Origin of the sequence: Cellvibrio sp. OA-2007 (genome assembly GCF_000953825.1) — a bacterium.
In the GTDB taxonomy this organism is placed as follows: Bacteria; Pseudomonadota; Gammaproteobacteria; order Pseudomonadales; family Cellvibrionaceae; genus Cellvibrio.
This window is the reverse complement of the sequence record NZ_BBUL01000094.1, coordinates 97,847-115,961: the sequence shown is the minus strand read 5'-3', so window position 1 is coordinate 115,961 and position 18,115 is coordinate 97,847. Positions and strand designations below refer to the sequence as shown.

Annotated in this window: 10 protein-coding genes; 6 read left to right on the top strand and 4 right to left on the bottom strand. The window is 43.7% G+C overall.

Annotation, left to right across the window (positions count from 1 at the left end; genetic code table 11):
* Positions 1 to 16: 16 nt before the first annotated feature.
* The 3 genes from AWU77_RS15160 to AWU77_RS15150 all read right to left on the bottom strand — a co-directional run bounded on the left by AWU77_RS15160 (position 17) and on the right by AWU77_RS15150 (position 3,611).
* Complete coding sequence (locus tag AWU77_RS15160) at positions 17 to 1,537, bottom strand: tryptophan halogenase family protein (protein ID WP_062065010.1); 1,521 nt, start codon at positions 1,535 to 1,537, stop codon at positions 17 to 19.
* Between the two features lie 146 nt (positions 1,538 to 1,683).
* Complete coding sequence (locus AWU77_RS15155) at positions 1,684 to 2,490, bottom strand: alpha/beta hydrolase family protein (RefSeq protein WP_062065008.1); 807 nt, start codon at positions 2,488 to 2,490, stop codon at positions 1,684 to 1,686.
* A 5-nt stretch (positions 2,491 to 2,495) separates the two neighbouring features.
* Positions 2,496 to 3,611 (bottom strand): Zn-dependent alcohol dehydrogenase, encoded by a 1,116-nt coding sequence (locus AWU77_RS15150; RefSeq protein WP_062065006.1) that lies wholly within the window; start codon positions 3,609 to 3,611, stop codon positions 2,496 to 2,498.
* Positions 3,612 to 3,790: 179 nt separating this feature from the next.
* Here AWU77_RS15150 and AWU77_RS15145 point away from each other — a divergent pair, with 179 nt between their 5' ends.
* The 6 genes from AWU77_RS15145 to AWU77_RS15120 all read left to right on the top strand — a co-directional run bounded on the left by AWU77_RS15145 (position 3,791) and on the right by AWU77_RS15120 (position 15,704).
* Entirely contained in the window at positions 3,791 to 4,657 is an 867-nt protein-coding gene (locus AWU77_RS15145; RefSeq protein ID WP_062065004.1) for a helix-turn-helix transcriptional regulator, read from the top strand.
* A 311-nt stretch (positions 4,658 to 4,968) separates the two neighbouring features.
* Positions 4,969 to 7,371 (top strand): beta-galactosidase, encoded by a 2,403-nt coding sequence (locus AWU77_RS15140; RefSeq protein WP_238582459.1) that lies wholly within the window; start codon positions 4,969 to 4,971, stop codon positions 7,369 to 7,371.
* A gap of 93 nt (positions 7,372 to 7,464) precedes the next feature.
* On the top strand, positions 7,465 to 9,663 hold the full coding sequence (locus AWU77_RS15135; RefSeq protein ID WP_062065000.1) for a glycoside hydrolase family 3 C-terminal domain-containing protein: 2,199 nt from the start codon (positions 7,465 to 7,467) through the stop codon (positions 9,661 to 9,663).
* A 118-nt stretch (positions 9,664 to 9,781) separates the two neighbouring features.
* Complete coding sequence (locus tag AWU77_RS15130) at positions 9,782 to 12,139, top strand: alkaline phosphatase D family protein (protein WP_062064999.1); 2,358 nt, start codon at positions 9,782 to 9,784, stop codon at positions 12,137 to 12,139.
* A gap of 260 nt (positions 12,140 to 12,399) precedes the next feature.
* Complete coding sequence (locus tag AWU77_RS15125) at positions 12,400 to 13,830, top strand: carbohydrate-binding protein (RefSeq protein ID WP_062064997.1); 1,431 nt, start codon at positions 12,400 to 12,402, stop codon at positions 13,828 to 13,830.
* Positions 13,831 to 13,913: 83 nt separating this feature from the next.
* The gene (locus tag AWU77_RS15120; RefSeq protein ID WP_062064993.1) at positions 13,914 to 15,704 is read left to right on the top strand and encodes a carbohydrate-binding protein; all 1,791 of its coding nucleotides are present in this window, start codon (positions 13,914 to 13,916) and stop codon (positions 15,702 to 15,704) included.
* 95 nt (positions 15,705 to 15,799) lie between these two features.
* Here AWU77_RS15120 and AWU77_RS15115 read toward each other — a convergent pair whose 3' ends face one another.
* On the bottom strand, positions 15,800 to 18,037 hold the full coding sequence (locus AWU77_RS15115; protein ID WP_062064990.1) for a tetratricopeptide repeat protein: 2,238 nt from the start codon (positions 18,035 to 18,037) through the stop codon (positions 15,800 to 15,802).
* Positions 18,038 to 18,115: the final 78 nt, after the last annotated feature.

The following is an 18,115-nucleotide window of genomic DNA, read 5'->3' as shown; positions in this document are numbered from 1 at the left end:
GTGAATGCAGGGCGAGTTATATTTCTGCGCGCAGAGTCCCCAATATGCTTTGATGCGAATCAGGAATTTTATTCACCTCATTTTTAATGGCGTAGGATACATTCTGCAAAAATTGAATATAGTGGGGGGCTTTGTCGGCAGGCATAGAAAATTTTTCATAATTGAGGAAAAATTTTTGACCTATTAATACTTCTAGCCAACTATCGGTGCCAAAAATGGACGCTTCCGGTGGTGATATCCAGCCAGTTTTAGAAAGCTCATCGAGTAACTGAGCAAGTGATTCCGGACGAGGCCCTGACTTTCGCTCTTGCCAGAACGAGTCCTCATCGCGTTGATTGCAGAGGTAATGCACCATTAAAAAATCGCGCACTCCCTCGGTCTCTGCGCGCCAGGACTGATTAAATTTATCTCTGCCCACCGCATTTAATTCGTTATTGTCGATACTATCGCGCAATTTTCTCGCATAGGCGCAAATTAAATGAATGCTGGTGGATTCTAATGGCTCTAAAAATCCTGCGGATAAACCTATGGCCACGCTGTTGAGCATCCAAGGCGATGACAATCGTCCGGTGGTGAATTCAATTTTGCGTGGTGTAGTTAACGGCTCGCCTTCAGCACCCTCTAATAGATGTTGTTTTGCTGTGTCGTAATCCATGTGTTTTGAGCAATAGACAATGCCGTTACCGGTGCGGTTCTGAAGCTGGATTTCCCAGCGCCATCCGGCTGCGTGGGCAATTGAGCGAGTGTACAAACGAGGCGCTTTATCCAATGTTGTTTGTACTGCAATTGCAGTATCACAAGGCAAGTATGCTTGCCAGTTATCAAAGTTTGCTTTTAATACTTGTTTATTTAGGGCGCCATGCATTCCCGAGCAGTCTACATATAAATCGGCGCTGAGTGTTTCGCCATCCTCCGCAATAAGTGCGGATATACCGTTCTCATCTGTTTCGACTTTTACTATGTGCTTGGAAATGTGGGTTGCGCCATTGTGTAACGCTTTTTCTCGAAGTAATCGAGCCAGAAGAGATGCATCAAAATGGAGTGCGTAAAGTAGGTTGCTTAAAGGGTAGAAGAGGCCGTTTGTGTTTTCGGGCGCTTTTGAACCGCGAGAAAACTTATCTGAATAAGCTGCAACCGCGGAAGGGATAAAGGGTGTGAGGTCAGGTTTTTTAAAATAGCTTGCGGTACTTAACCAAATTTTAAAAAACTCAGCCTGCCCTAGGTTGTGCCCCATGTTGCCAAAACCATGCATATAACGTTCGCCGGGACGGGACCAGTTTTCAAATTGGATGCCATATTTAAATGTTGCTTGGCAGTGCTTAACCAGATCCCGATCGCTTATTTCTAGATAATTTAAGAGATCGTAAATAGTGGGAATACTTGCTTCCCCAACGCCTATGGTTGGAATTTCTGCTGTATCAACTACTACAACCTGATAGCGATGTGTTTCCCAATTTTTAGATAAAGTAGCGCCCGTCACCCAGCCAGCGGTTCCGCCACCTAATACAATGATTTTTTTTGATTCGCGTATCGACATAAATTGAGTCCGGCGTAAGTTTGGTTATTTGTATCATAGCTCAAACACTCGGCTAATCCGATCTTGCCCTATGTTATGGCTAAAATTATTTTTATCTTTGTAGTTAATAGTACCCATTGTTTCTTAATTTTTTTCAATTGAAGGAATTACTTTAGGGTTCTTTCAATACCATCAAAAAATTGGAATGTCTTGGAGACATGTTGATGCCAGTATTCCCAAGAGTGACTCCCCGGTAGTGATTCCAATTGCGCGTGAATACCGAGTTGTTTTACTTGCTCATTAAACTTTAGATTGCCTGAATAGAGTGTGTCTTCAGTTCCGCAATCGAATCGAATTGGTGGAAGGTGGTTTTTATTCACCTCTAACCAATGCGCTATATCGCTTTCATAAGTTAAATGAGTGTTATAAAGCGATAAGTCTTCAGCGACAAATAGCGTCATTTCTCGAATGTCTGTAATCGACGAATGCGCCGATATGCCTTTAAATAGAGTGGGATATTTAGCCCCAAGGCGCAGTGCGCCATAACCGCCCATAGATAGGCCAGCAATATAAACGTTGGAGGCGATTGAGGCGGACGGATTGCACTTTATAACTGCAGCAATCACATCTTCCACAATCCATTTTTCATAATTCTCACCGTTTGCCAGCGGCAAATAAGCTGAGCCGCCATAAAAGCCGCCATCGGAAGGCATAATCAATATCATTTGGCTGAGGCCACCTTTGGCGTATTCATCGATATAGGCCTTGTGTACGCCGCCCAAGCCCGACCATACCCAGTGATTGCCGTAAACACCGTGCAACAAAATTACAATTGGTAAATCTTTGCTGTCGGGATGAGCGTTAAAGACGCTGATATCGCAGCGTCGGTTTAGGTGTGAGCTCTGAACGGTGAGTAATTGAAAGTGTTCGGCAAGATATTCCGGGTTGGATTGTTCAATTCTAATAACAGCCATTTGAATTATTCCTCGTCATCAAAGACAACAACACCTTTGGCGATACGGCCATTAATTAAATCATCAAAACCCTGCGCTACATCTTCAATGCTATAGGTTTTAGTGACCAACTCATCCAATTTTAATTGACCCGCGCTATATAAATCCAAAATGCGTGGAAAATCCCGGTCGGGATTGCACATGCCATAAAGTGGATTGATATAAATTTTGTCCCATTCAAATAATTCACAGTCAAAATCAATGCGCTGCTCAATGCCACTGACTTGCACCGCTGTTCCGGCACTACGAATAAGTTTGAGTGGTGCGGAGCCAAGCGCGGGAACAGCGGTGCACTCAAAAGCATAGTCTGTTCCGCGACCGCAGTTGATCGCACGTACTTGCGTGGCAACTTCGTTAAAATCCTTATCATCTCGTGTCGCTATGACACCGTGGGTCGCACCGAATTTTTTAGCTTGATCCAAGCGCTCGCTATTGATATCAATGGCGATAATTTTATTGGCGCCTGACAATTTTGCCGCTTGAATAACATTTAAGCCGACGCCACCACAACCAATTACACAGACGGATGAGCCCAGCTTCACGTTGGCGGCATTGACTACAGAGCCCCAGCCCGTCATAACACCGCAACCAATAATTGATGCGGTAGCGTAGGGGATGTCGCAGTGAATTTTGACCACTGCAGATTCTTTAACAATAGTATGTTCAGACATAGTGCCGAGATGAAAAGAGCGTTCAATCGGCGCGCCCTGATGGCTTGCAGCATTTGGGTGTGCATGTCCGCAAAGACCTTGCCCACAAACCGGTGAATTTATTTCGCAGATATGGGTATTGCCTTCGCGGCATTGAAAACAGTGACCACAGGGAATTGCCCAGTTTAAGATGACTCTATCGCCAGCTTTTACTTTGGTTACTGCTGAACCAACGGCCATAACAATGCCTGCACCTTCATGGCCAACAATAAAAGGTTTGTTCCAGGTATTGATGGAGTCCCAGTCGGTGTGGCAAATGCCCGATGCTTTTAATTTAATCAGCACCTCGTCTTGTGCCGGAGTACCAATGGCAATTGTGGTTAAATGGAAGTTTCCTTTGCCATCAGACAATATGGCTTTTGAATGAATCATAAAAGTTAGCTCCAGTAATGTTCGTGAAGTAGGTGTTGAATGGGTTAAAAACGAAATATATAGACTAGAATTAGTTTGATTTTCATTGTTGATAATCGGCCACAGCTAAAAAAATATTGCTATCGCATTAAAAATATAATCAACTTTGTTCCAAGAATATTGATTACTGGAAAATGAGCATGGGCAAGAACAACGTATATTGTGAGCCGTTTTGCATACAGCATGGTTATGATTTTGAAATTCATCATGTGGTGTATTCGGAGGATTCTCCCTATTCCTGTTTTATGCATTTTCATGAAGTTCACGAACTTATCGTCTTTGATTCTATTGATGGAACTTTTTTTTACAGCCAGGGTAAGTCAGCTTTGTGCGATCAGGATCTCGTCTTCACTCCCGCATTGGAAACCCATGATTTTGAGCTGTCATCGCGCAATAAATCCTGGTATATCATCCAGTTTTTACCTGCTCTTTTGCTGGCCCCTGGGTTAGAGCAGGCAGAGGATTTCTTTAAATATGGAATGCACTTACGCCTGAGGCCTGAGGATGCAAGTGCTATTCAAACCCTGTCAAAATGGCTGCTGGACTCTTATAGTGAATCGCCCTCAAGTAATCGCAGTCAGGCATTGTTACGTGCGCTGTTAACTTGGGTGGCAGAGCGCGCAACTCCGCTAAAACCACCGCACTATGACACGCTATTAAAATCCTCTGGCTATGTAAAACTGGAGCCGGTAATTAATTTATTTCGCCACAATAAAAGTGTTGAGCTCTCCTTGGAGCAGGCGGCGGAGTTGTGTTGTATCTCGCCCGCCTATTTTTCGCGTATGTTTAAATCGGTGTTTCGCTGTAATTACTCTGATTACAATGTTAAACATCGGCTTTACAGTGCGGCCAGAATGTTAAGTCAAAGTCAGTTTTCGATTACCGAAGTTAGTTACGAGCTCAATTTTTCCAGCCCTTCTCACTTTATTTCCCAATTCAAAAAACTATTTGGCGTAACGCCTAAAAAATTCAAAACCACCATGCAGCAGCGAGTTACTGAGCTCTAAGTTTGGCGCGTTATTATTGGTGCGCCGCAATAGATATCCGCACTGACTCGACTCAATGTAGCAAAATGCGCTTGTCATAAATGGCACCAATAAAACCAGGAATGTCATTTATTTGACATTCGGAATGCAGCCATGTCTTGATTTGTTAAGAGGTGATTACCAAGGTTGATAAAATGCCAGCATGGTGTATATTGTTTATTGTTGACAAAACAATGACTGCAAAACTAGAGAATTGGCTGTTTCATAAGGTTTTTTTAAGAAATCGCAGTTATTGATAACACTTCAATATATAAATTAAAAATAGGTGATTCATGATGTGTTCGAGTTATAAGCTTGATCGGCCCATTACTTTGTTTCTGAAAACCAGCGTGCTTAGTGTGGCTGCATTGTTCCTTATTGCCTGTCAAGATAAAGCGGTAGATAAAGATCCTGCTGGAACCCCAGCCCAAGCCCAAACCGCCGCCGCTGAGCAAGTATTGTTTGATTTCGAGGGCGATCAGTTACCGGCAGAAATTAGTTTTTTTAACGCTCAGGGAAGTTTGGTTAAATCCTCAGCGAGTGATACCTCCGCATCGCAAGCATTAAAAGTAAAGTACAACTCTGTTGATCATGAATACACCTCCTTGGTTATCCAGCCAAAATCAGATACGTGGAATTGGAGCGATATCGGCGATGCCAGCCTTGCCTTTGATATTGCCAATGACGGCGAACATTCCGTACAGCTATTTCTGGATGTGTCTGATGCAAAAGGTAATAACTTTACCCGCAGTGTCAGTGTACCGGTAGGTAAGTCTCGTGTTTATTACTCCAAGTTAAGTGGCCACGATATGGTCAGTGCAAACCCGGATTCCAAAGTGGAGTTGAATGCAGCCTCAGGATTGCGTGGCAACCCGCCGACCTGGTCTGGAGATGATGTGCAGTTCATCTGGATGTGGGGTGTTATGAATTTGGATTTATCCGCTGTTAAGCGCATATCCTTAAGTGTTCAATATGCTTTGCACGATAAAGAAATCACCCTCGACAATATTCGGGTTATTAAAAGCCCTGCAATGAATAAAGATTTCCTGGTCAATCTGGTCGATAAATTTGGCCAGCCAGCCAAAGTGGATTTTGCCGGTAAAATTCATTCTGAGGCAGAGTTGCAAGCAGCAACCCAGAGCGAATTGAAAGAGCTGAATAACGGTGCTCCATTGGCTGATAGATCCACTTTTGGCGGATGGAAAAATGGCCCGAAACAACCTGCAACAGGCTATTTTTATCCTAAAAAAGTTGATGGAAAATGGTGGTTGGTTGATCCAGAAGGATATCTCTATTTTGCTACAGGATTGGACATCATACGCTTGGCCAATGCCTACACTATGACTGGCTATGATTACGATGCTTCAACTATTGAGCAGCGCAGTGCCGATGATTTGACTCCCGAAGACTCGAAAGGAAAAATCCTTATTTCAGAAGAGGCGCAAAAAACCCGTCATTTGGTTTCTAAAACTCGCGCCGACATGTTTGAGTGGTTGCCCAAGCACACTGACCCTTTGGGTAATCACTATGATTACAATCGTGATGCCCACTCAGGCCCACTGCTAAAAGGCGAAGCCTTTAGTTTCTATAGTGCCAATCTCGAGCGTAAATACGGTGAAACAGAACCTGATTCTTATTTGCGTCAATGGGAAAAAGTTACTGTGGATCGCATGTTGAATTGGGGGTTTACCTCGCTAGGAAACTGGACTGATCCAAAATTTTACAATAATCAACGCATTCCATATTTTGCCAATGGTTGGATTATCGGTAACTTCAAAACAGTTTCCAGTGGCAATGATTTTTGGGGCGGTTTGCCCGATCCATTTGATCCAGTATTTAAAGAGCGTGCACTTGCCACAGCCAAGGCTATTGCTGCAGAAACTAAAAATAGCCCTTGGTGTGTCGGTGTATTTATTGATAACGAAAAAAGTTGGGGGCGCTCAGAAAGCAAAGAGTCTGAATATGGCATAGTGTTAAATACACTGACTCGCGATGGAGCAGACTCGCCAACGAAAAATAAATTTACCCAGTTGATGAAAGAAAAGTATGTGGATATAGCAGCATTAAATACCGCATGGGGAACCTCAGTTGGATCTTGGGATGCATTCCAAAAAGGTGTAAAAACTGGCATTAACAACGATGTTCAATTGCAGGATTTCAGTCTGTTATTTACTCAGTATGCTGAAGAGTATTTCAAAATTGTTGAGGGCGCCTTAACACAATATATGCCTAATCACCTGTACCTGGGTGTGCGTTTTGCAGATTGGGGAATGCCAAAAGATGTAGTTAAAGCAGCGGCAAAATACGCCGATGTTGTTAGCTATAACTTCTATAAAGAAGGTTTAACCAAAAATAAATGGACGTTTTTAGCGGAGCTGGATAAACCCAGTATTATCGGTGAATTCCACATAGGCACAACGGAATCAGGTCTGTTTCACCCCGGCTTGGTGCATGCGGCCAATCAGGAAGATCGTGCAAAAATGTATAAAGAGTACATGGAAACGGTTGTCGATAATCCCTATTTTATTGGCGCACATTGGTTCCAATATATGGATTCCCCAGTAACTGGCCGCTCCTATGATGGTGAAAACTACAATGTAGGTTTTGTGTCGGTTACTGACACACCCTATGCACCTATGGTGAAAGCCGCCAAAGAGTTGCATGGCGAAATGTATACTCGCCGCGCGAAAAAATAATAGCTTTATGATTGTTTCAAAACGAAGGAGCTAGTCAGCAATGACTGGCTCTTTTTTTAAAAAAACTAACAATTAATAAAAGCAGGCTTGTTTATGATAAAAAATATACTGGTATTCATTCTGTTAGTTGTGGCGAAACAAGCGTACTGCGCAGAAAAATCACTCAGCCAGCTCCCTTGGTTTGATGCTGAAAAGAGTTTCGAACATCGTGCCGATTTATTAGTAAACGCAATGACGCTGGATGAAAAAATTGCACAACTCTCTCACGCTACTCCCGCGATTCCTAGGCTAAATGTGCCTGAATATAATTGGTGGAATGAGGCATTACATGGCGTGGCGCGCAATGGCAAAGCCACGATTTTCCCCCAGGCGATTGGTTTGGCTGCAACTTTTGATTTGGACCTTGCTTATAGAGTGTCGTCGGCAATTTCCGATGAGGCGCGAGCTAAATATAAAATTGCACAATCAATTGGTAATAATGGCCAGTATGCAGGCCTGAGTTTCTGGACGCCCAATATCAATATTTTTCGCGACCCGCGCTGGGGTAGAGGGCAAGAAACATATGGTGAAGATCCTCTATTGACCGCACGAATCGGCACTGCATTTGTAAAAGGGTTGCAAGGAAATGATCCAAAATATCTCAAGTCTGCCGGTGTTGCTAAACATTTTGCAGTGCATTCCGGTCCTGAGTCGCTGCGGCATCATTTTGATGTGGTTCCTTCAAAAAAAGATTTGTTGGAAACCTATTTGCCCGCTTTTGAAGCCTTGGTTAAGGATGCCAAAGTAGCCGGTGTTATGTGTGCTTACAATGCGGTGAATGGTGCGCCTGCCTGTGCAAATAGTTATTTACTTGATGATTTGCTTAAGCAGCAATGGGGTTTTAATGGCTATATTGTTTCTGATTGTGGTGCACTCAACGATTTTCAGGCCGGTCATAAAGTGACTAAGAGCGGCGTTGAATCGGCGGCATTGGCATTGAAGTCGGGTATAAATTTAAATTGTGGTGACACTTATACACAGTCACTAAAAAAATCCTTTGCTCAAGGGATGGTCACCGAGACGTTGATTGATGAACGCTTAAAACAATTGTTATTAATTCGGTTTCGGTTAGGTTTTTTTGATCCGGAGAAACTAAATCCTTATACAAACTTATCCCCCGATATTATTCACAGCGATAAAAATATTCAGCTATCGCGTGAGGTGGCGGCTAAATCTATCGTATTGTTAAAAAATAAAAACAATACGCTGCCGCTGTCAAAAACCATTAAATTACCTTACGTTACTGGGCCGTTTGCTGCTTCATCTGACATGTTGATCGGAAATTATTACGGCATTACGGATAATTTGGTAACAGTGTTAGAAGGTGTTGCCGGCAAGGTTTCACTGGGTTCATCACTTAATTATCGCAGCGGTGCATTGCCATTTCATAAAAATATCAACCCCCTAAATTGGGCTCCGCACGAAGCCAGAGCGGCGGATGCAGTTATAGCGGTAGTCGGGGTGACTGCGGATATGGAAGGTGAAGAAGTAGATGCTATTGCTTCTCCAGACCGAGGTGATCGCGTAGATATTACCCTGCCTCAAAATCAAATCGACTATGTAAAAGAAATTGCAAAAAACAAAAAAGGCCCATTAATTTTGGTTGTTGCAGCGGGCAGCCCTGTTGCCTTGGGTGAGCTGCATGAGCTGGCAGATGCGATTTTGTGGATTTGGTATCCGGGTGAGCAGGGCGGTAATGCGGTTGCCGATGTATTATTTGGTGATGCTAACCCATCGGGTCATTTACCCTTAACGTTTCCCGCTTCAATTAATGATTTGCCTCCATTTGAAAACTATTCGATGGCGGGCAGAACGTATAAATACATGACCAAAACCCCTCTGTACCCTTTCGGTTTTGGTCTTTCTTATACAAAATATTTATTTAAAAAATTGCAGTTGGATAAACAAAAAATTACTGAAGATCAGTCGTTGATATTTAATGTTGATGTAGAAAATTCTGGAAAGATGGCTGGAGAAACAGTGGTTCAAGCTTACCTTTCACCTCTATCGCCTATTGAAGGTGAGGCGATAATGGAATTAAAAGTGTTTAAGCGCGTATTGCTTGAGCCTAATCAAAAACAGCGCGTACAATTTGAGATAGATAAAAAAGATTTATACAGAATTAATCAGGAAGGAAATAAGGTTAGGCTCTCGGGGCGCTACACGTTATGGGTGGGGGATTCTTTACCATCTAAGCGCAGTCTTGACTTAGGTGCGGCTGTACCCCAGCATCAAGTAATAGAGTTTCATTAAATTTTGTTTGTATAGATCATTGGGTTTCATTCAACACTTTGGTGTGTGCTTGCCCGACATTTTTCTAGTGAACATTTTTGCTCACTAAAATTATATTTAATGAATAAGTAGGTGATATATGACTGATTTTTTTTCACGTCGCGATGCATTAAAACTGGCAGTTGCAGGTCTGGCAACTAGTGCTATTGGCTGTTCTGTAAACACGGGCAATGATAAGCCAGTAACACAACAACTGCGTGATTCATCGGTAGCTGATACCTGGAGCAATAGCCATGATCGGGTATGGATCGGTGGTAGCTATTGGGCTAACCCCATGGAGGATTGGCGTATTGTTAATGGCGGTGCAGAGTGTTTGAGTACCGGTGGTAATCGTAGTATTCACTCCCTAACTCATCAGCTGACTAACGCTTCGGGAATTTTTTCTCTTTCAGTTCGCCTTAAGCGAGTTAAACACGGTGAGCAAGATGGCGGTGCCGGTATTCGCATTGGTGTGAATAGCGATATTAAAGAGTATCGCAGTAACTGTTTTGTACAAAAAGGCTTTGATGCTGGAATTATCCACAATCAACTTGCATTAGGCGCTAAGCGCGTCGAATTGCTGCAATCCTTGGGCGATGCTGAAGTTGAATTGAAACTCTCTGGTGAGCCGCGTATTGGTGTATACGCATTAAAGTTTGAAGCAAGGTTAGTCGGCAGTGGAAAATTAATTGGCCAAATAGATGATTTGGTAGCAACCGATAGCATCATGGGTAATGTCGCTGTGGTCAGCAACTTTGCAATTTCTTCGGAAATTGCCGCGAACCCGAAAGGCACAAGCTATCGTTTTTCAAAGTGGACATTGCAAGGTGATGCATTTAACTATGTTCCAGAACAGAAGTTTGGTCCTATTTTATGGACTATGTATACACTTAACGATACCCGTACAGATGAAGGCTTTGTATTGAAGTTAAGTGTATTAACTGGACCTATGGGTGTGAATGATAGCAACGAGGTCGAGTTACAAATTGAAAAGTCGGGTCATTGGAAATCTTTGGCAAACGCTACGCTTGATTCAGATGCCTGGTTGGCAACATTTCGTATTGCCCATTGGAATGAAAAGGATGATGTAAATTATCGTGTGGTTTATCGCGAGCAGCGTCGTGATGGCAGTCATGTGCCAGATTATTTTTCTGGCATTATTAAAGCCAATCCTGAGGGAAGGGATTTGCGTATGGCAGCGCTGACTTGCCAAAATGATTATGCATTTCCTTATGCGCCGGTAGCAAATAATGTTGCCAAGTTGAATCCGGATTTAGTATTTTTTTCCGGTGACCAACTCTATGAAAATCATGGCGGTTTTGGCTTTATTCGCACGCCAGCGGAGCCTGCCATTTTAAATTATCTGCGTAAATTTTATCAGTTTGGTTGGGCGTTTAGAGATGTGATGCGCAATGCGCCAACTATTTGTTTGCCTGATGATCACGATATATTGCAAGGTAATTTGTGGGGTGAGGGCGGTGCTGCTGCGCCAACAGATGCACCTATTGCTGGCAATGTAGATGCTTGGGGTGGTTATGTAACGCCAGTCCGTGTTGTTAATGTGGTACACAAAACCAATACGGCGCATCACCCGGAACCCTATGATGCAACCCCTACGCCGCGTGGCATAAGTGTTTATTACACCGATTTAGTATACGGCAATGTAGGCTTTGCAATTCTTGCTGATCGTCAGTGGAAGAGCGGTCCGGAACGGTTAAATATTCAAGTGGGTGTGACCGGCGAGGGCGAAGCTCCAACCTATATCAACCCCCAATTTGATCGCGCCGATTTACACCTGTTAGGAACCAAGCAAGAAGAGTTCTTAGCGCAATGGGCGAATGATTGGCGCAGTCATTCATTAAAAGCTGTGTTAAGCCAAACTGTTTTTGCTGGTATATCAACACATCAACCACTGCCTACCAAATATTTAAAATATGATTTTGACTCCAGCGGTTGGCCTGCCAGTGCACGCAATCGTGCGATTGAAATCATGCGCATATCAAAAGCGTTGCACATTTGTGGCGACACACACCTGGGTTCGTTGTGTCAATACGGTGTGAATGCACAGCGCGATAGTAACTGGGCATTTTGCACACCGGCTATTGCTGCGGGCTGGCCAAGATGGTGGCGCCCTGACGATATAAAAATTCCTTTTGCTCATCGTCCTGCCCATGGTCACTCACAAACCGGTGAATATTTGGATAGTTTCGGTAATAAAATTTATGTTTATGCCGTTGGTAATCCCGAGGTGGGCAAGTCCAATAATCGTTATATTCAAGCTCATGAAAAAGGCAGTGGTTTTGGTTTTATTGTGTTTGACACCGCCGCTAAAACCTATACAACCCAATCCTTTAAATTCTTAGTGGACGTCGCAAGTAACAGCCCAGAAAATCAATTTTTGGGTTGGCCGGTGACTATTCATCAAGACGAAAATATCGGGGTGAATAGTTTGAGCTAATTGTTTAATTGCTATAGCTGATCTTCCACATGTTTTTCCCTTCTCAAAGCTGCGGCCTTATGCCGCAGCTTTTTTTGTTTAGACGAAAAGGTTATTTTCCTGTGCTTGAATAATGTTAACAATTAACATATATTGAGTGCTGTATTGATTAGACATAGATGTCGCCTGACTTATAAAAATAATAATTAACCTAGTTCAATTAACGTCATATCAACAAGCGTTTTCCGTCCCGTACAAAAATAATTTCGTGGAGTTCTGTTATGAAAAAGCATATTTCATGCTGTATAGCATTAATGTTGACTTCAGTGGCTTCGTTGGCAGCTGATTGGGATGTATATCCTGTGCCCGCTAGTGCAGGTGCTGGGAAAGTTTGGCAGCTACAGCCTCAGTCGGATGAATTTAATTACAACTTCTCTGCTACTACATCTGCTGCAACCTTCGGTGGTAAGTGGACTAATTTTTATCACAACACCTGGGAAGGGCCAGGGCCTACTCGGTGGATGCGCGAAAATACTTCAGTATCCGACGGGCAATTGCAAATAAAAGCAACACGTGTTGCGGGTGAAACCAAAACTTACGATGTGGATTTAAATCTCGATGGGATTAATGAGCAATTCACTTCTCCTGCTACGCGTGCTGGCTGCATCACCTCAACGACTAGAGTGAAATATCCGGTATTTGTTGAGGCGCGGGTAAAAATTGCCAATGCGGTAATGGCATCTGATGTGTGGATGCTCAGCCCTGACGACACAGAAGAGATTGATATTCTTGAGGCTTATGGTGGCAAAGCGGCGCGCAATGATTGGTTCGCGCAACGCTTGCATTTAAGCCATCACTTATTTATTCGCAATCCATTTACCGATTACCAACCGCGCGATGCCAGCACTTGGTATGCAGGGGATGGCGTAACTTATTGGGCTGATAATTGGGTTCGTATTGGTGTGAATTGGGTTAGTCCAACCCGCCTGGAATATTATGTAAATGGCCAGTTAGTTAAAGTGATGGACAAACTGAATACCGTCAACGGCATTGATGGTATAGATCCGTGGAATATCACGGGTGGAAAAGGCATTACTAAAGAGATGGATATCATTATCAATATGGAAGATCAAAATTGGAATGCAGCCCAAGGGCGCCAACCGACTGATGCTGAAATTACTAATACAAGTAATCACACCTTTAAAGTGGATTGGATTCGTGTTTATAAGCCTGTAACCGCAACAACCAGTTCATCGTCTAGTAGTAGCGCTGCTAGCAGTGCTTCAAGCAATACAGTTCAGCTGATCGATTTCGCCAATTATTATGATACGGGTAAATCTACGGCGAGTGTTTCTGGCGATAACTATATTGGTTTTAATAAATCCGGTGGTGGCAATATTAATTACAACACGGTAGGCGATTGGGGTGATTATTTGGTGACGCTGCCTAGCGATGGTAAATACAAATTTGAAATTATTACCGCATCCCCTATGACCAGCGGTCTTGGTGCAAAACTCATTATTGATGGGATTTATGTGGGAACTATCAGTGTGGGTTCTACCGGTGGGTGGGAAGTCTATAGCGCATTTGCGCTGGCTAATAGTATTTCCATTGGCGCCGGCACTCACACTGTGCGCATTGAAAGCACGGGTAGTAGTACCTGGCAATGGAATGGTGACCAAATCCGAATTACTCGAGTTGGTTCGCTCTAACCTTTAGCGAGGTTGTTTATCAAATCTTGATTGTGTTTTTTATGGTTTCGTTAAAATAAAAATAATTTTTTGGAGTTTTTGTAATGAAAAAAATCACTTCATGCATTGCTGCAGCTTTGTTGCTGTCGGCTCCTTTGGCATCATTCGCTGCCGATTGGGATTCAGTTCCTATTCCTGCAGCAGCTGGAACAGGTAAAACGTGGCAGTTGCAGTCAATATCTGACGAATTTAATTACACTGCTAGCCCCACCGTTAAACCGGCTGAGTTTAACTCGCGCTGGGTTCCTTCTTTTATCAATAGTTGGACTGGCCCGGGCGATAGTGAATTTAACGCTGGTCATTCCTATACTTCGGGAGGTTCTTTGGCCTTGCAATCAAGTGCAAAGGCGGGCACCAACAAAATCTATACCGGCATTATTTCATCCAAGGAAACGTTTACTTATCCGTTGTATTTAGAGGCGCGGGTAAAACATACCGGCAATACGCTGGCCAATGCGGTATGGATGCTAAGTGCTGATTCCACACAAGAAATTGATGCAATGGAATCCTACGGTAGTGATCGTGTTGGGCAGGAGTGGTTTGATCAGCGTATGCATGTGAGTCACCACGTATTTGTTCGCTCTCCCTTTCAAGATTATCAACCAACCGATGCGGGGTCCTGGATTTTAAATAGTGCGGGAACGTGGCGCGGTGCTATGCATACTTATGGTGTGCATTGGAAAGATCCCTGGAATCTGGATTACTACATTGATGGTGTAAAAGTTCGTACTGTTTCCGGTCCGGCAATGATTGACCCTAATAACTTTACGGGTGGCACAGGCATCAATAAATCTTTGCACATTATTATTGATGTGGAACATCAGGATTGGCGCGATGTACGACCAACAGCAGCAGAGTTGGCTGATACTAGTAAGAGCATAATGTTTGTGGATTGGATTCGCGTATACAAGCCGGTTACCAGCAGCGCGACTAGTTCCAGTAATAGTGTAAGTTCTTCAAGTAGTAGCCTGAGCAACTCAAGTAGCAGTAGTGCTACTACGGTTATTGATTTTGCAAATTATTTTGATACAGGTAAATCAACAGCAAGTGTAGCGGGTGATACCTATGTTGGTTTTAACAAGTCCGGTAGCGGCAATATTAATTACAATACTGCCGGTGATTGGGCTGACTATTTGGTTACTTTGCCGAGTGATGGGCAATACAAAATTGAAGTTACCACTGCATCACCATTGATTAGCGGTATAGGTGCAAAACTCAGTATTGACGGTATTTATGTCAGCACCACTAGCTTGGCTGCAACCGGTGGTTGGGAGTTATATAGTGCCTCCACGCTGGCAAATAATTTGTCAATTGGTGCAGGCACCCATACGGTTCGTATTGAAAGTGCCGGTACTAGTACATGGCAATGGAATGGTGATGAAATTCGCGTGACCAAAGTAGGCAGCGCAGCTGTCGGTTCGCCGACTACGCCAGCACCGGTGGCCATGATCATACAAGCGGAAAGTTTTTCAGCAACGGGCGGTGTTTACGATGGCTTTAAGACCTATAGCGTAAATGGAGTAAGTGCGATTAATTACAATCAGCGTGGCGACTGGGCAGATTACGCCATTAATGTAGCGGCCGACGGCAGCTACACCTTCAACGCTTATGTCAGTTCACCCATGTCGGGTGCTGCGCTGGAAGTCAGTGTTGATGGAGTAAAAGTATTAACTCAAGCCGTGCCCAATAATGGCAGTTGGGATAGTTTCCAAAAAGTCAGCTCTGTCAGCAAAATTGCCTTAACCAAAGGTGCGCATACCATTCGCGTCACTAGTGCTGGCGCCACCTCATCCACTTGGGAGTGGAATGCGGATAAGTTTGAATTGGTTCCTTAATTAATTATTTTCTAGTTTAAGAAAGCCTATTGTCTCTAAGTATTTTTCCTAGAGACATTAGGTTTTTTATTGGAGGTGGCTTGCCAGATTATTTTTTATTCCTGTATTAAGTGCAATTTTTTGGTATACAGCTGCGCTTCTTCTAACCGATTTTCTTTTTTCAAATAAGTAACGAGTAAACTCAAATTATCACGTCGTTGTTCAGGTGCATTGATCAATAAATTGATGGCATCGGGTCTGCGTCCTAGTTGCTCCAGCGTTAGGGCATGAGCTTGTAAGTAAGTAAGATTGGTGCTGTCTAATTCAGTAGCGCGGTGCAACGCTTTTTCAGCCGCAATGTAATTTTTTTGACGAATTAAACTTAATCCAAGGGCATAGTGCAAGGCAGCGTTAGTGGGATTTATGGCGATGCCTGTTTGCAAGCTTTTTTGGGCTGCCGCTTCTAGCCCTTGCATGCGGTAAAGATCGGCCAGGTTTAAATAGGCATTGGCAAACTGGGGCGATAATTTAATCGCAAGCTCATAGGCGGTTTTCGCTGCGGTGAGGTTTTGTTGCCGGGTGTAAAAAATTCCCAAATTCATTTGTGCTTCGGGGGTGTCTGCATTTACTTGTTGGGCTTGAATATATTCCGCAAATAACTTGCCCAGTTGCGCTTGAACATCTTTGTTTAAGTTTTGACTATTTATTTCTGCTAACAAGCGTGCCACCTCTAATCGCACGACTTTGGCTTTATCCTTGGCCAGTGGTAATAAATAATCTAGGCGTTGAGCGGCAGGCAGCGCTGCAAAAAAACTTACCGCCGCTTTGCGAATCAATGGTTCTTTAGCTGTTAATTTCTGCTGGGCACTGGCTAAACTTGCTGCTGTGGGTGGCAGTAAAGTCAGTGCAGTGGCTTGCACCAGTGCGGGTGCTGCAGCACTAGTGGGCGAATTAATTAGTTTTATGAGTGCTGGTTCGGCGCTGGCTTGTCTCTGTTGCGCAGCGTGAATGGTCTGGCCGTAGTGGGCGGGTAGGGATTTATCCTGTTGTGCTAACCAACCTTGTAGTGCTGTTGCAGCCCAGGGATTTGTTTTGTTTTGATGGCAATTAACGCAGGCATTAGGCGCACCTAATGCATCGCTCAAATCGGGACGCGGAATACGAATGCTGTGATCTCGGCGCCCATCGACCACCATGTAATTTGTGCTGGGCATATGGCAGTTAACACATTGTGCACCTTCACTCTTAGATGTGTGATGGTGATGCTTGGGGGTATCAAAATAGTCGGGCGCGTGGCACTGGGCGCAAACTTGATTTCCCGGTGCACGCAATTTGAGTGAATGAGGCTCGTGGCAATTGCTGCAGGTCACACCCTTATGAAACATTTTGCTTTGCACAAAAGAACCTATTTCAAATACTTCGTCGCGAATTTGGCCGTCTGGGTAATAGAGCGGTTCTTCCAAGAGTGATAAATCAAAAGCATTATGAAATTCAGTAGCGGGCGCGCCATAAGGCAGTGCTTCGCTAATTTGTGCGCGTCGCCCATGGCAGGAACCACACACATCTACTTGACTATCATCTCGCTCGCCAGTGTGAACCAGGGTTGGGTTTTCTTGGGTTTTTAACCAAGCGCCAACAGGGCTAAGGTATAGATCAAAACCACTGTGCGGATATTTTTTAGTCGCTCCTTCTTTTATTAGTTGTAAATGTTTTTTTCCTGGCCCATGGCAAGCTTCGCAACTCACATTAATTTCTGACCAGCGGGTATTGTAAGTATTGTTGGTTGCATTGTAATTGCGCTCAAGGTTGGTGGAGTGGCAGGCGGCGCAGCGACTATTCCAGTTAAAGTATGGACCAGTCCAGTGCAATACATCATTGTGTGGAATAGCTTCATTAGGGTAGAGGTGATACCAGCGTTGCCCGCCCTCAGCGTTAGGGCGCGAGTCCCAGGCAATATTCAATGCTTGATAACGACCATCGGGAAAACCGATCAAATATTGCTGTAACGGAAAAAAACCAAAGGTGTAGCTAATTTTAAAATTTTGCTGAGCTCCCTCAGCATTCTCGGTCTCTACCCAGAATTCGTTATTTTTGCGATAAAAACGCGATTTGCTGCCAAAGTGTTCAAACACTTGATTATTAAAATTCCCTAACACCGACTGTTCTGAGGCTTCGCGCATAGCCCAATCGTGATCGGAATTTTGCCACTGTTGGTATTCTTTAAGATGGCAGCCTTTGCAGGCCTCTGCACCGATAAAATTCTCGGCAGGGCGGGTAGGGCTTGCTGCACTGACATTCAGTACATAAGCCATTAACGAAAAAATACTCAAGGTGGTTGTAATAATACGAATCATAAGCGGTGTAGCATGTACAGAATGTTAAAATACAAAAGCAAGGCAGTTAGCGCCAGAAAAAAATTCGCTTGCTTTGGG